Origin of the sequence: Streptomyces sp. NPDC089424 (assembly GCF_044749345.1) — a bacterium.
GTDB lineage: Bacteria > Actinomycetota > Actinomycetes > Streptomycetales > Streptomycetaceae > Streptomyces.
In genome coordinates, this window is the sequence record NZ_JBIVHU010000001.1 from 1,388,308 (window position 1) to 1,403,010 (window position 14,703).

Annotated in this window: 11 protein-coding genes; 6 read left to right on the forward strand and 5 right to left on the reverse strand. The window is 72.3% G+C overall.

The window, feature by feature from the left end; all coding sequences use genetic code 11:
• Positions 1-130: 130 nt before the first annotated feature.
• Complete coding sequence (locus ACIP2X_RS06055) at positions 131-1,240, forward strand: WxL protein peptidoglycan domain-containing protein (protein WP_401668079.1); 1,110 nt, start codon at positions 131-133, stop codon at positions 1,238-1,240.
• A 50-nt stretch (positions 1,241-1,290) separates the two neighbouring features.
• Complete coding sequence (gene ligA / locus ACIP2X_RS06060; protein ID WP_401668081.1) at positions 1,291-3,354, forward strand: NAD-dependent DNA ligase LigA; 2,064 nt, start codon at positions 1,291-1,293, stop codon at positions 3,352-3,354.
• 59 nt (positions 3,355-3,413) lie between these two features.
• On the opposite strand, the gene ACIP2X_RS06065 is transcribed toward ligA, so the two are convergent.
• Positions 3,414-3,806: a thiol-disulfide oxidoreductase DCC family protein gene (locus tag ACIP2X_RS06065; RefSeq protein ID WP_401668084.1), complete on the reverse strand. Its 393-nt coding sequence runs from the start codon at positions 3,804-3,806 to the stop codon at positions 3,414-3,416.
• A gap of 237 nt (positions 3,807-4,043) precedes the next feature.
• On the opposite strand from ACIP2X_RS06065, the gene ACIP2X_RS06070 reads away from it, so the two are divergent.
• Positions 4,044-6,155, forward strand: coding sequence for a SpoIIE family protein phosphatase (locus ACIP2X_RS06070; protein ID WP_401668087.1), 2,112 nt, complete (start codon positions 4,044-4,046; stop codon positions 6,153-6,155).
• Between the two features lie 24 nt (positions 6,156-6,179).
• On the opposite strand, the gene ACIP2X_RS06075 is transcribed toward ACIP2X_RS06070, so the two are convergent.
• Positions 6,180-6,650, reverse strand: coding sequence for a nuclear transport factor 2 family protein (locus ACIP2X_RS06075; RefSeq protein ID WP_401668089.1), 471 nt, complete (start codon positions 6,648-6,650; stop codon positions 6,180-6,182).
• 201 nt (positions 6,651-6,851) lie between these two features.
• Positions 6,852-7,526, reverse strand: a complete 675-nt coding sequence (gene wrbA, locus ACIP2X_RS06080; RefSeq protein WP_401668092.1) for an NAD(P)H:quinone oxidoreductase — start codon at positions 7,524-7,526, stop codon at positions 6,852-6,854.
• Positions 7,527-7,661: 135 nt separating this feature from the next.
• Here wrbA and ACIP2X_RS06085 point away from each other — a divergent pair, with 135 nt between their 5' ends.
• On the forward strand, positions 7,662-8,186 hold the full coding sequence (locus ACIP2X_RS06085; RefSeq protein ID WP_401668095.1) for a GNAT family N-acetyltransferase: 525 nt from the start codon (positions 7,662-7,664) through the stop codon (positions 8,184-8,186).
• Between the two features lie 32 nt (positions 8,187-8,218).
• Here the strand turns inward: ACIP2X_RS06085 and ACIP2X_RS06090 are convergent, their stop codons facing one another.
• The gene (locus ACIP2X_RS06090) at positions 8,219-9,358 is read right to left on the reverse strand and encodes a helix-turn-helix domain-containing protein (protein WP_401668097.1); all 1,140 of its coding nucleotides are present in this window, start codon (positions 9,356-9,358) and stop codon (positions 8,219-8,221) included.
• A 205-nt stretch (positions 9,359-9,563) separates the two neighbouring features.
• Here ACIP2X_RS06090 and ACIP2X_RS06095 point away from each other — a divergent pair, with 205 nt between their 5' ends.
• Together ACIP2X_RS06095 and ACIP2X_RS06100 are read left to right on the forward strand one after the other, a co-directional pair.
• Complete coding sequence (locus tag ACIP2X_RS06095; protein ID WP_401668099.1) at positions 9,564-9,995, forward strand: hypothetical protein; 432 nt, start codon at positions 9,564-9,566, stop codon at positions 9,993-9,995.
• Between the two features lie 100 nt (positions 9,996-10,095).
• Positions 10,096-11,076, forward strand: a complete 981-nt coding sequence (locus ACIP2X_RS06100; protein ID WP_401668101.1) for a hypothetical protein — start codon at positions 10,096-10,098, stop codon at positions 11,074-11,076.
• 53 nt (positions 11,077-11,129) lie between these two features.
• On the opposite strand, the gene ACIP2X_RS06105 is transcribed toward ACIP2X_RS06100, so the two are convergent.
• Positions 11,130-14,579: a phosphodiester glycosidase family protein gene (locus tag ACIP2X_RS06105; RefSeq protein WP_401668103.1), complete on the reverse strand. Its 3,450-nt coding sequence runs from the start codon at positions 14,577-14,579 to the stop codon at positions 11,130-11,132.
• Positions 14,580-14,703: the final 124 nt, after the last annotated feature.

Here is a 14,703-nt window from a genome sequence, read left to right on the forward strand (position 1 = left end):
CTCGCGCCTACTCGGGCCTACCCCCCCCCACCCACCCCAACCCGGCCCCCCCCCCCCCCCCCCCCCGGGGGGGGGGGGGGGCGCCCCGGGGGGGGGGCCCCCCCCGCCCCCTGCCAGGAGAACCCCCGCCATGCGCTCGTCCACGACCCGCCGCACCGCCGGCCTCGTCACCGCTTTCACCCGCACCGCCACCCTGCTCCTGCTCTCGGCCCTCACCCTCGTCGGCCTCCAGGCCGGCCTCGCCCGGGCCGCCGACGGCGACGTCACCTGGACGGTGCGCACCGCCGCGAACGGATACGGCGACGACCGGTCCAGCTACACCTACACCGTGAACCCCGGCGGCAAGGTCGAGGACGCCATGGTCGTCGCCAACCGCAGCAGAACCCCGCTGCGGCTCGCCCTCTACGCCGCCGACGGCTACACCACCGACACGGGGCAACTCGACCTGGTCACCAAGGACAAGAAGTCCGTCGCGGTCGGCGCCTGGGTGCATTCCGCACGCGACAGCGTCGTCATCAGGCCCGGCAGGTCCGCCGAGATCCCCTTCACCCTCGCGGTCCCGGACGACGCCACCCCCGGCGACTACGTGGGCGGCATCCTCACCTCCCTCACCCAGTCCGACGACACACGCGGCATCAACGTCGACCGCCGGCTCGGCATCCGCGTCAAACTGCGGGTCAGCGGCGAACTCGACCCGAGGCTCGCGATCGAGGACCTCCACGTCGACTACACGGGCACCTCCAACCCCTTCGGCGCGGGCGACGCCACCGTGACGTACACGATCCACAACACCGGCAACGTCCTGCTCGCCGCGCGGCAATCGGTCTCGATGGAGGGCCCGTTCGGCCTGCTGCGCACGAAGGCGGGCGACATCCCGGCATCGCCGGAGCTGCTCCCCGGGGAGAAGTGGAAGGTCAAGGTGCCGGTGCGCGATGTGGCGCCCACGGTCACGCTGACGGCCACCGCCCACCTCACCCCCCTGCTCACCGACGCGGCCGGTTCGATCACGCCCCTGGACCCGGTCGAGACCACGGCCCACGGCTGGGCGGTCCCGTGGGTGCTGCTGGGGCTCGCCCTCGCCCTGATCGCCGCCGTCGCCGTGACCGTCGTCCTCGTCCGGCGCCGCCGCGAGCGTGGCAAGCAGCGTGAGGACGCACGCGTCCGCGAGGCCGTCGCCGAGGCCCTCGCGCGACAGGGAGACCCGAAGGACGCGGACACGGCCGAGCAGGCGACCCGTTGACCTGAGACAGCGCGGGGGCATTGTCAGTGCCCTGCGCCAAGATGACCGGCATGACGATTTCTCCCGCCGAAAAGGCGCAGTTCAGCCTGTCCAGCCGCGGCGACTACGAGGCCGCGCTCACGACCCTGCGCGAGGCTTCGCGGGCCTACTACGGCGACGGCGACAGTCCGCTGGACGACGCCTCCTACGACCTGCTCCGGCTGGAGACGCTGGCCTGGGAGGCGGCTCATCCCGGCGACCGGGCGCCGGATTCCCCGACGGGGCAGGTGGGTGACGGGGCCGCCCCGGCCGGCGACGTCGCCCACACCAGCCGGCTGCTCAGCCTCGACAACGTCTTCGACGCCGACGGCCTGGTGGCCTGGGAAGCCTCACTTCAGCGACGCCTCGGGCGCGCTCCGGTCGGGGGCTTCACCGTGGAGCCCAAGATGGACGGCGCGGCCGTGGCCGCCAGATACCGCGGCGGACGGCTAGTGCAGATCGTGACCCGCGGCGACGGCGCCCACGGCGAGGACGTCAGCCACGTCATCGGCCAGATCGCCGGGCTGCCCGAGGAGTTGCCGGTCCCCGCCACCTTCGAGGTGCGCGGTGAGGTCCTGTTCACCCAGGAGCAGTTCGAGACGGCCAACGCCGTCCGCACCGCCCACGGCGCGCAGGTCTTCGCCAACCCCCGCAACGGCACGGCCGGCACACTGCGGGCCAAGGACCGCCCGTACCGGCTGGAGATGACGTTCTGGGCCTACGGCGCCACCGGACTGGACGGCGAGGCGTTCCTGCCGGCCGTCGCCACCCACGCCGAGATCCTTGCCGCGGTCGCCGAAGCCGGCGTCCGTACGACCGCGGACACGCCGGCCGGACTGCACGTGGTGGACACGCTCGCCGAGGCGCAGCGGAGCGTCGACCGGATCGCCGCGCTGCGCCCCGGTCTGCCCTTCGGTATCGACGGGGTCGTGATCAAGGTGAACGACGCGGCCGAGCAGGCCGCCGCCGGGTCCGGCAGCCGGTTCCCGTACTGGGCGATCGCCTTCAAACTCCCGGCGGTCGAGCGCCGAACGGTCCTCCAGGACGTGGTGTGGGAGGTCGGCAGGACCGGCGTCCTCGCCCCGACCGCCGTGCTCGCGCCCGTCGAGATCGACGGGACCACCGTCACCCGGGCCACCCTGCACAACCCGGCCGACATCCGGCGCCGCGACCTCCACCTGGGTGACACGGTCACCGTGTACAAGGCGGGCGACATCATTCCGCGCGTCCAGGCCGCCGTCGTGGGGCTGCGCCCCGCCGGCGCTCAGGAGGTGCCGCTGCCCACGGCCTGCCCCCGGTGCGGCGGCGAGATCGACAGGCGACAGGAGCGGTGGAGGTGCGCGCAGGGCACGTCCTGTGCGCTGCCCGCGCTGATCGAGTACGCGGCCGGACGGGACATGCTCGACATCGACGGCCTGGGCAGGACGTACGTCAGGGCACTCGTCGACTCCGGTGCCGTGCGGGACGTCGCCGATCTGTTCACCCTGTCGCCGGAGCAGCTCACGGCCGCCGCGGGCAGCGCAAAGCGGGCCGCGAAGCTGGCCGAGCAGATCGAGGCGGCGAGCGCCCGCCCGCTGAGCCGTGTCTTCTGCGCCCTCGGGGTCCTCGGCACCGGACGCAGCATGTCCCGCCGGATCGCCCGGCACTTCGGCACGATGGACGCCGTTCGCCGGGCCGACGCCACCGCCATGCAGGCCGTGGAGGGCATCGGTCCGGAGAAGGCTCCGGTTGTCGTCGAGCAGGTCGCCGCCCTCGCCCCGGTCATCGACAAGCTGGTGGCGGCGGGCGTGAACATGATCGAACCCGAGGAGCAGTCGTCGACGACGGGCAACGGGCCGCTCGCCGACAAGGTCGTGGTGGTGACCGGCAGGATGACGGGGCCGCTGGAGGGCCTGGGGCGCGAGGCGATGAAGGCGCTGATAGAGGAGGCGGGCGGCCGGGCCGGAAGCGGCGTCGGTGCCAAGACGTCGATCCTGGTGGCCGCGCCCTCCGCGGGCGGCAAGCCCAGCTCCAAGGCCGTCAAGGCCCAGGAACTGGGGGTCGAGGTCCTCTCACCCGAGGAGTTCGCCGAACTCGTGGCCGACTTCCTCGACTGAGCGCCCCGGCGGCCGGCTGTTCCTGCCGCGAGCAGGAGCAGGAGCAGAAGCAGCAGGGGTCAACCGGGGTCGTGCCGGTGCGTGGCGGGCAGCGCGCAGGCCGGTGTGCCGCCGGGAAGGCGGTGGCGGTTGTCGGCGACGGCGCGGTAGATGCCATGGGCGAGCCACCGCACGGGCGCCAGCTGCAACACCGCTCCCAGAACCGCCCAGCCGCCCCGCGCGCTCGCCAAAAGCTTGGCCACCGCCTGTGCGCCGCCGTGCACCGTCCCGTCGGGAGTGATCCACAGAGCCTCGTACTCGGCCCGGCGGCGGGTGACGCCCAGCGCATCCAGTCCCGCCCGCTGCCAGGCCGTGACCTCGCAGCGTGGTCTGATCCGTCGCTGGGCGAAGGTCACGCAGGCCGTACAGAAGCCGCAGTCGCCGTCGTAGACGAGGAGAGGTCGCGTCCGCATGGTGTCCATGGTGCCGCGCCGTCGCGCGCAACCGCTCACCCCGGGCGCACGCGACCGGCGGTGATCTGCGCGCCTTATCTCCCCCGAGTGACTATTGTCCCTTTTGTGGAGCGGGTGCCCGTGACGGCCGGACGTCCGCCCGTCGGCGGGAGGTGACTGCTGCGGGGCGGGCACCGCTGCCGGACCCTGTTACCCGCCCAAATCCCGGTCGTGGCTTCGGAAGGTCGGTGAAGTGGCGTGCAGCCTGTCGCCGCCGGTTCAGGGCCGGAATGGGACGAGCTCGCCACCCTGTTCCGCGACCTGGTGCGGGAGGCCGAGCCCTCCGGCGGCATGCTGTTCCTGCTGCCGTCGCGGGAGCCGGTGCTGCAGCTGTCCATGCTGTACGGGATGTCCTGGCACATCGCCGCTCCGTGGGCCCGTATCCGGGTGGAGGAGGCGATCCCGGCGGCGGAGGCCGTGCGGGACAGACGGCTGGTCTGGGTCGGCAGCGCCGATCAGCTGGCGCTGCACTACCCGAGACTCGCCCTCGTGGTACCGGAGCACACGGTGGCGGCGGCGCCGGTGCTCGTGGGTGACGGCGTACTGGGTGTCGTCTGCCTGCTCTGGCCCGCATCGCGTCCCGCGCTGCTGGCACAAGGAGAACGCGAGGCGATCGACACCTTCTGCCGCCGGGCGGGACTGCTGCTGGGAGCCGCGGCGGACAGCGGCCACCCGCTGACGCCCGGGGCCCGCCCCCAGGTGCTGGAGCCGGTACGTCCGCACCGGCCCGGCACGGCCGAGACCATGGCCGCCTACGACTTCGCGGCCCGCCTGCCGGGGGCCATGTCGCTGGACCTGGAGGGCCGGACCACCTTCGTCAGCGACGCGGCGGCCGATCTGCTTGGGGCGAGCGCGGACGACCTGCTGGGTGTCCGCCCCTGGGAACATCTGCGATGGCCCGGTGAGCCCCTCTTCGAGGACCGCTTCCGCGCCTCGGTCATCAGCCACCGGCCCGCGCACTTCACCGTCGCCCGCTCACCCGACCGCAGGCTGTCCTTCCAGCTCTATCCCGACGCCTCCGGCGTCAGCGTGCACATCACACCGCTGCCGGCCGAGGCGTCCCGGGAGGCGCAGCGCCCCGCCCGGCCGTCCGCCGTGCCCGGCGGTGCCACGACGCTCTACCACCTGACGCATCTGGCGGCGAGCCTGACGGAGACGGTGGAGGTGGAGGACGTCACCGAAAGGGTCGCCGACCAGCTCGTTCCCGCCTTCGGCGCGTCGGGCCTGGTGCTGATGACGGTGGACGAGGGGCGGCTCAGGGTCGTCGGCCACCGAGGCTACGATCCGGCCTTCCTGGCCCCCTTCGACGGCCAGCCCCTGACCTCCGACGCGCCCCCCGCCCGGGCACTGACCCTGCAGCAGCCCGCCTTCTTCACCGACTTCGCGGACTTCCGGTCCGCCCATCCGGACGCGGTGCGCTACGCCGACAGGGACGCGTGGGCCTTCCTGCCCCTCGCCATCCGTGGCCGCCCCGTCGGACTCCTGGTGCTGTCGTACAACCGGGCCAAGCGCTTCCCGCCGACCGAACGGCATCTGCTGGTGTCCGTGGCAGGCCTGGTCGCCCAGGCCCTGGACAGGGCCCGGCTGTACGACGCGAAGCAGCGCCTGGCGCATGCCCTGCAACGCGACCTGCTGCCGCGGGAACTGCCGGTGGTGCCCGGCCTGCGCGTGGCCGCCCGCTATCTGTCGGCCGGTCACGGGATGGACATCGGAGGCGACTTCTACGACCTGATCCGCTGCGACTCCGACAGCGCCGCGGCGGTCATCGGCGACGTCCAGGGCCACAACGTCCAGGCCGCCGCGCTCATGGGCCAGCTGCGCACGGCCGTCCACGCCCACGCCGCCGCGGGCACCTGCCCCGGCGAACTCATGGCCCGTACGAACCAGCTCATGTGCGACCTGAACCCCGGGCTGTTCGCCAGCTGCCTCTACGTCCACCTCGATCTGGCGAAGCACCGCGCCGCGCTCGCCACGGCCGGACACCCGCCGCCCCTGCTGCGCCACCCGGACGGCCGCAGCGAGGTCCTCCCGGTGCCCACCGGTCTGCTGCTCGGCATCAACCCGGACGCCGAGTACGCCACCAAGGACATTCCGCTGCCACCGGGCACCACTCTCGCGCTCTACACGGACGGGCTGGTCGAAGCCCCCGGGACCGACATCGACGAGGCCGTCGCCGACCTCGCCCGTCAGCTGGCCCTGACCCCCGCCGACGACATCGACGCCCTCATCGACGGTCTCCTGCGGCACGCCCTGCGGGGCATCCCCCGCACCGACGACGTCGCCATGCTGCTGCTGCGCACCACGAGGTGACGCGCGAACGCGACGTCCAGCGGGTCACTCGGCGGCCAGGCGCGCGAGGTCGGAGACGAAGTCGGTGTTCCCGGTCTGATGCACCACGCGCAACGTCTCGGACGCCACCTTCCAGCCGTGCGGTGTCCGGCGCAGGCCGATCACGTCACGGGCGTACAGGGTCCAGTCGGTGGCCGACGTGTCCGCACCGAGGCCCGGGTGGTGGTGCAGGGCCTCCAGGTGGAACCGGACCGTGGCCGAGTCCTTCTCGACGTCCACGACGGGAGTCGTGACCATGTGCTGGGTCAGCGGGATCATGCCGAGGAGTTCGCTCATGGTGCGCTTCAGCGCGTCGGCCTCGACCTGGCCCTCCAGCGGGAAGACGCCCCCGTAGTCGACGGAGACCACATCCGTCCACAGGCCGCGCATCCCGTCGAAGTCCTTGGCGTCGCAGAACTGGAAATAGCGGCCGATCACGTTGACCGCGTCGAAGGCGTCCAGCGTCGAAGGATCCATGTGCCGCGCTCCGCTCGTTCTTCGTGCGTTCGCCGGTTCCCGGCCGGCTTCCTGCACGGCACTATGCCGATCGCGGACCGTGTCCCGCTCCACCCCGAACGGTGTGTCGCCCAGGTTCCGGCACCGCCGATGCCCGTCACTCGCACGGCGCTGTGCGGGTGACGGGCATCGATTCACGGCCTACGACGTCGAAGGCGTGGTTCAGGCGGCGGCGAGTCCGGCCTTGAGACGGGCGGCGATCGTGACGACGCGCTCGGCCTGGACGCGGGCGGCGTTACGGGTGGTCTCGTCGACCGGGTTGTTGCCCTGCGCGTCGACGTGCGACGTGCCGTAGGGGTTGCCGTCGGCGAACTTGACGGCGTCCGTGTAGCCGGGGGAGACCAGGATGCCGCCGAAGTGGTGGATGGAGTTGTACAGCGCGAGCAGCGTGGACTCCTGGCCGCCGTGCGTGGTGGCGGTCGCGGTGAAGCCGCTGTACACCTTGTCGGCGAGCTTGCCCTGGGCCCACAGGCCGCCGAGCGTGTCGATGTACTGCTTGAGCTGGGAGGCGATGTTGCCGAAGCGGGTCGGGCTGCCGAAGATCACGGCGTCGGCCCACTCCATGTCCTCCGGGGTCGCGGTCGCGATGCCCTCGGTCGCCGCCGCGTTGGCGGCCCAGGCGGGGTTGGAGTCGATCGCGGCCTGCGGAGCCAGTTCGGCGGCCTTGAGCAGGCGAACCTCGGCGCCGGCCTTCTCGGCGGCCTGCGCGATCTCCTGGGCGATCGTGGAGACGGTCCCGGTGGAGGAGTAGTAGATGACAGCGAGCTTTACGGGGCTGGGCACTGTGGTGATCTCCGTGTGGTCGGGGGACGTTCGGTTGCGGCGGAAGATGCCCATGACGGCTTTCATCCTTGGTTCCGGCACCCGTCGAACAGGGTGTTGGTTGAACCATAAACCATTATGGGGCGGCGGTGACGACCGGTGCGGTGGTGACGAACGTCGCACGAGGGGATTCGCCCTATCCTCGTGCGCGTGCTCCCTGACCTCGTCTTCCGCACCCCTCGGCTCACCGTTCGCGCGTTCACGGCGGCCGACGCGCCCGACGCGTTCGCCATGTGGTCCGACCCGGAGGTGTGCCGGTACACCGGAGACGAGCCCGCCACCGACGTCCGTGTGATCCTCGAGGACATCGACCGCTGGCGGTCCGTCGCGGCCCGGGGCCCGGGCTGCGGTTTCTGGGCCGTGGACGCGGCGGGAGCCGGCTTCGTCGGCGACGTCTACGTGCGCCCGCTCGGGAGCGACCCCGGCGAGCGCGAGATCGGATGGCACATCGCGCGCCCGCACTGGGGTCGCGGGTACGCCTCCGAGGCCGCCGCCGCGGCGGTCCGGTACGCCCACGCCGCGGGCGTGGCACGTGTCGTCGCTCTGATCGACCCGGCGCACCACGCGTCCGTGCGGGTCGCGTACAAGGCCGGCCTGGTCCCCGAAGGGCTCTCCGACCGCTACGCCCCCGGGGAGCCGCCGTCGGCCGTCTTCGCCGGCACCACCACGCAGTGACCGCGCCGGACTTGCGGAGCCTGCGGGGAGAGCTACCCGGAGCCGTCGCCCCTGCCGACAGGGGCGGCACCGCCCGTCGTGGGGAAGCGCGGGTTCGGCAACGTCACCCGCCCCGGCGCGGCAACCGCCGTAGTGGCACATCGAGTTGCCGCGGCGGCGGTCCCGCCCCGGGGCACCGACCGCGCCGGGCGCTCCGGGGCCGCTCCACCGCCCCGGACCAGCAGCCGGTACGCGCCGGGCGACACCCCTTCCCTGCGCCGGAACGCCCGGTTGAACTCGGACGCCCGCGGAAAGCCCCAGCGCGCGCCGATCGCGTGCACCGGCACCGCGTGGAGTCGGGGGTCGGCCAGATCGCGACGACAGTGCGCGAGGCGGCGTTCACGGATGAACGAGGACGGGGTCGCGTCCTGCTCCTGGAAGACGAGTTGCAGATACCGCGGTGAGATCCCGTGCGCCCGGGCCACGAGGCCGGGGGAGAGGTCCGGATCGGCGAGATGCCGCTCCACGAACGCGGCGCACTCCAGGTACAGGACATGCCGCCGGGACTCGGGCGTCAGGCGGGGATCGCGGTCGGTGAAGTGCCCAAGGACGGCCACGGTCAGGTCCAGCACGTTCTGCCCGGCCCGGACGAGATCCCGCGAGGAGAGTTCCGTGTACTCCTCGACGAGGCCCCGTAACAGCGTCGCCAGCAGCTTCCCGACCCCCGAGGACGCGGGCAGCGGCACCGCCAGCAACTCCCTCATCCGGGACTCGGGCAGGCGGACCAGCTGCTTCGGGAACTGAAGGATCAACGCCCCCGACATCCCCGCGGTGACCGCCGTCCGCGCCGTGAGCGGGAGCGAGGAGTCGTGCAGCACCATCTCCCCGCGTCTGACCAGCGCCCGTTGCCGCGCCTGCTCGATGCCCTGGTCTCCGGCGACGACCACGGCGATCTCGTACAACTCCGGGTCGTCGCGCCGGATGAGACGCGGACCTCGCTCCGCGACCAGCGCGCTGTAACTCGCCTCCGCCAGTGCCACGCCCCCCAGCGGCATGGACACCAGCCGCGCCCGGCAGTTGTCCGGGATCAGGAACCGACAGCTCATCGGCAGTGCGCCCCGAGCGATGATCGCTTCCCACGCCGACGCCCGCTCGGCGCGCGGTACCTCGTCAAGATCGGCCACCCTGCGCACAACGCCCCCCGTGTGTCCCCCGGGTACATGGTGGGAGTCTGGTCCCGAATTCAACAGTGCGCCGTCGGCCAATCACTGTGCGCGCCCAGCACATGACCTTCTCCCATCCCAAGCAAGAGAGTGGCTCCGCTCGCTCCGGCCGGCGCCCTTCCCCCACGGAGGGGGCGGAAGGCCGGTGCATCCGACCCGCAGAATGGAGTCATACATGCGCATCCGCAGAAGGCTCGGTTTCACCGCCGCCCTTGCCGCGATGGCCGCCTCGGCCGGACTGCTCGCCACTGCCGCCCCTGCCTCGGCCGGCCCGAACTGTGCCTCCGGGTACCACTGCGTGTTCTACCTGGGGATCAACGACTCGGCTCGCCACTCGTACTTCAACTCGGACAGCAACTTCGCGGGCGACACCTTCAACCAGCTGACCACCCGGTCGGGTGGCGGCCAGGGCGTCAACGACAACACGGTGTCCGCGAGCAACTCGAGCACCGGTGGCTACGAGAGCCACTACTACGTCAACTCCGGCTACAGCGGCTTCCTCTTCTGTGTGAACCCCGGGTCGTACGTCGACTACCTGCCGGGCAGCCAGCAGAACACGGCCAGCTCCCTCCAGTTGCGGGGCACCACCAGCATCAGCTGCTACTGACCGGCCAGGCCGACGGGGCGACGGCAGGCCGGCCTGCCGCCCCGCCCCGTCGGTCCCGGCACCCCGCCGCGCACGGATCAGCCAGCCGGAAGGACGCCCGATGCCACCGACGAGTCCACCTCCCGGCCCCTCGGGGCCGCCGCCCGAGTCCGGCCGGAGTCCAGGCACGCGTGCGCAGCCGCGCCGACGCGCCGGCACCGCCCTGCTCCTCGTCACGCCGCTCGTGGTGGCGGCGACGATCGGCTGGTCCCTTCACCGCGACGACCGGGGACAGGACGAGCCGCAGGACCGTGCGGCCACCCTGCGCACGGCGCTCCCCCTGCAGAAACTGCTGAACTCGTCGCCGGAGACCGCCCGCCAGGTGCACCGGGCCGAACAGTCGCTCGTCGCCACCTGCATGGCGCGCCACGGCTTCGCCTACGAACCGGCGCCCGAACCGGCCGCTGCCGGCTCAGAGGCGACCGGCTCCGTCACGTCCTACTTCGGCATCGAATCCGTCGACCCGGCGGGCGGACGAGCGGCGGGGACAGAGCGTCAACCGGTCGAACGCAACCGCGGACAGGCCTTCGACCGCGCCCTGTACGGGGACCCGGAACGCAGGATCTCCGCCCGGAACAAGGTCGTCCGCGTCACCCGGCCCGCCACCGGGTGCCTTGCCGAGGCACAGACCCGTCTCCTCGGCGAGGACGGCCGCGAGCGCGATCTCGCGCTGCGCCTCGTCCTGGACCAGGGGGAGCGCGACGCGGCGGCGAGCCTGGCCGGCGACGCCGCCGCCCGTGCCGCCGACAGGGACTGGCGCAGGTGCATGGCCGAAGCGGGCATCCAGGCCTCCGACCCCCGTGCGTTCGCCCAGCGGCTCCCCAAGGACAAGGACCTCACCGGCGATCCTTCGGTCACCGCCGACCTCGACTGCAAGAAGCAGACCCGCTACCTGGAGCGCGGCTACGGCCGTCTCGGCGCCCTGCAGCGCGACTGGCTGACCGGGCACAAGGAGGACGCGGCCGCATGGAAGTCCCTGCGGGCCCGTGAAGCGGCGAACGCCGCCCGGGTGTTGCGGGGCGCCGCGCACGCCGCCCCCTGACGCCATGCCGAAGGGGTGCCCGAGCGTGCTCGGGCACCCCTCGACGGGTCAGGTCAGCGGACGACGACCTGGGCGCTGCCGGTGATGCCGCCGGAGGTCACCGAGACGGTGACGGTGCCGGCGCGGTGGGCGGTCAGGTGGCCGGTGGCGGGATCCACCGAGGCGACCTTGGGGTTGCTGGAGGACCAGACGTGGGAGGCCGGGTCCGCGATCGGGATGGTGAGCGGTGCGATGTTGTCGCCGGCGATCATGTCACCGGTCGCCGTGAGGGTGATCCGGTCGCCCTTGGCGATCGGATCCTCGGGGCCCTTGACGCCGATCGAGGCCAGCGCGGGCTCGACGCTGTACTGCAGCTCACCGTCGTCGCCGATCCGGACCAGACCGAAGTGGTAGAAGCCGCCCTGGTCGGCCGGGGCGTAGGCGGGCATGCCGAGGTCCGCGAACGTGAACTGCGGGATGCCGCCCTGCTCGACGGTCGTGCTCCGGCCCTCGGGGTCCAGGATCTGCTCGGCGAAGCCGCGGGCGTGACCGTACATCATGATCACGTGCTGCTTCGGGTGGGTCTCCTGGTAGCGCTGCACCAGGCGCATGTACATCCGCGCCTCCCAGCGGTCCGTGAACTGGCTGTTCGCGGCCGGGTGCGGGTCGTACGCGGGCATGTGGGTGATGACCAGGACGTCCTTGGCGGTGGTGTCGGTCAACTGCTTCACCAGCCAGGGGTACTGCGCTCCCACCGGGTCCTGGAACGGGTCCGAGGACTGCAGGCTGCCGTGCGAGTTGTCGGTGACGATCATCCGCGCCGCGCCCTGGGTGTAGGCGTAGTGGGTGTCGCCGAAGGTGTCGCTGTAGTTGCCGTTCTCCGCGTCGGCGCCCTGGGTGATCTCGTGGTTGCCGACGATGTCGCGCTCGGGGATGCCGAGGGCGTCCATCTTGGACTTGGCGTACTGCAGGTCGACCAGTTTGCCGTCGTCGGACATGTCGCCGAGGAACTGGGCGGCGTCCGGGCGGGCCTGCGGGCTGAGGGTCGGCAGCCGCTTCGCGAGGGAGTCCATCACGTTGCTGCTGACCGACCCGGGGTCGCTCGCGAGCAGGTGCGCGTCGTCGCCGGCGAGGAGGGTGGTGCCCTTCTTGGCGAAGTCGGCCGAGTCCTCCTCGAAGGACAGCCACTTCGGGTTGTCCGGGATCGCCCGGTACTCGGGCACCGTGACCGGTCGCGGCGAGTACAGCGCCTGCAGTCCGGCGACGTTGAGCGAGCCGCTGTAGGCGGTGCTCGGGCTGATGGCCAGGAAGTCGATGAAGCTGATCGTCAGCGGGAACTGCATGCCGGCGGGCAGCTGCGCGACCGCGAGGTGCCAGTCCTTCCAGGTGACGAACGTCGGATACAGCGTCGTGGACGTGCCGTTGACGCCGATGTACTTCTCGGCGAGCTCGATGCCGTTGCCGTCGCCCTTGATCCAGACCCCGATGCCGGTGGGGACCTGGCCCTCGTGGGTGTCGGTCTTCAGCGTGGTGCGCGGCGAGAGGACCAGCTGCTTGACGCCGGAGCCGGCCGGCATCGAGTAGTCCAGGCGCAGGGAGCCGGACTCGGTCGAGCCGGGCGGTACGACGCCGGGATCGGCGGCCAGGGTGGCCGGCTCGCCGGTGGTGTTGTTGCTGAGCCGCCAGACGTCGAGGCTGGTCATCGGGTCGATGACCTTGCTGACGCTGCCGACGGCGATCGACGTGGTACCCGTGGCGCCCGCGACATGGGCACTGACCTCGGCGAGCCCGCCGTGGTCGGCGTCGGCCGTGAACAGGCCGTGCGCGTCGACGGTGCCCAGGTCCTGCGGCGTGACCTTCCAGGTGGCGGCCTCGGCGGGGATCTGCACCTCGCCGCCGCCCTTGACGGAGCCGGACAGGGTGAGCTGCTGCGTGGCGCCGTTGTCGAGGTCGGCCTTGTCCGGCGAGACCGTGAGCGTCTCCAGCTTGCTCACGACCTCGAGCTTCTCCGAGGTCGAGGCCTTGCCGTCGGAGGCGACGATCCGGCCCGTTCCCGCGTGGTGCGGCGTGAGCCTGCCGTTCTCGTACGACGCGAGGGACGCGGGCACGACGCGGACGTGGACCTCGCCGGACGACGGGTTGGCGTACCGGTCGACCGAGTGCACCGGGAGCGGGACGGAGCCGCCGGCGACGGTGGTGACCTTCTCGCCGCCGTTCACCACGACCTTGACGGCCGGTCCGGCCTCCTTGGCGGTGGAGTAGAAGAAGATGCCGTTGGCCACCGGGCGTTCGGTGTTGCCGGGCAGGTCCGAGGGCGTGTTGACCAGCTCGGCCTGGTGCGCGCCGGGGGCGCGGCTGACCATGCCGGTGGAGCCGCCGCCGTCGAAGAGCATCGCGGAGTGGGCGCCGTGGGCGACCATGTAGCCGGCGACCTCGTCACGGGTCATGCCGAAGGCGGTCGCGGCGCCGCCGTGGCCGTCGACGGCGACGACGATCGCGTGCTTGCCGTCCTCCGTGACGCCGACCGCGGTCTCCGGGTTGGCGCCGCTCGGCGGGGTGCCGGTCGGGTCCTTGTAGACCTTGCCGTCCTTCACCAGCGTGTCGACTCCGCTGATCAGCTGGGTGAGGTCGTCGTCGGGCGAGAGCCGGGTGGCGAGGCCCACCCGGTCGCCGCCGCGCAGGGTGTCGCTCAGCCACTGCCCGCCGTCGCCGGCGCCGAGCAGGCCGAGTTGGCCGGCGGTCAGTCGCGGGACGGTGGTGAGGCCGGTGGTGATGTCGTCGACGACGAACCCGTCGTCGGTGACGTGGCCGAGCGCCAGGGTGGCGGGCTCGGCCAGTCCCGGGGTCTCGCCGAGGGCGGGCGTGATCTCGGTGATGCCGCCGGACGCCACGTCGTTCACGGTGTTCACCGAGGCGAGCGGGCGGGTCGCGGAGCCGGCGGTGATCGTCCCGGAGAAGGTCTGCGGACCCATCACCATGGTGCCGTCGGGCCTGACGCCCAGTTGGGAAGCGAAGCCCGGCCTGGGGCTCTTGAGGAGCCGCCCGTCGGTCATGATGCCGCCGAGCGGGCGTCCGCTGGCGTGGATCTCGAAGTAGTCGCCGTTGACACCGGCCACCGCGTGGGTGCGGTGGGCCATGGACGACGGGGTCTCGTCCGCCGGGTTGGTGAGGGTGTCGCCGGCCTGGACCATCCCGACCCGGAGGTTCGGATCGCCGAGGTCGGCCCGCAGCACCTGGAGGTGCTGACGTCCGCCGACGGTGTCGTAGGTCTCGCTGTAGTGCTCCAGGCCGCGCGTGACGGTCTCGGCCGACGTGCGGCCGGAGTCCACCACCAGCGGCCAGTTCGCCGGTGTGTCCGGGAGCCAACTCCCGTGTGCCGCGTGGCTGTCGGCTGCCGCGTCATCGGCGGAACCGACGGCGGGTCCTGCTCCCGTCACGGCACCGGCCAGCGCCAGCGCCACCGCGGTCGCCACCGCGGTACGGCGGGCGGCGGGCCCCACGGGTCTGTCTGCGCGAAGTCTCATCGTGTGTTTCCTCATGGACGTGGGGGGGGGGGGGGCCGGGGGGGGGGGGGCCCCCCCCCCCCCGGCCCCGGGCCGCGCCCGGGGGGGTGGGGGGCCGGGCGCCCGGTCAGCAGGTGTTGTGGGT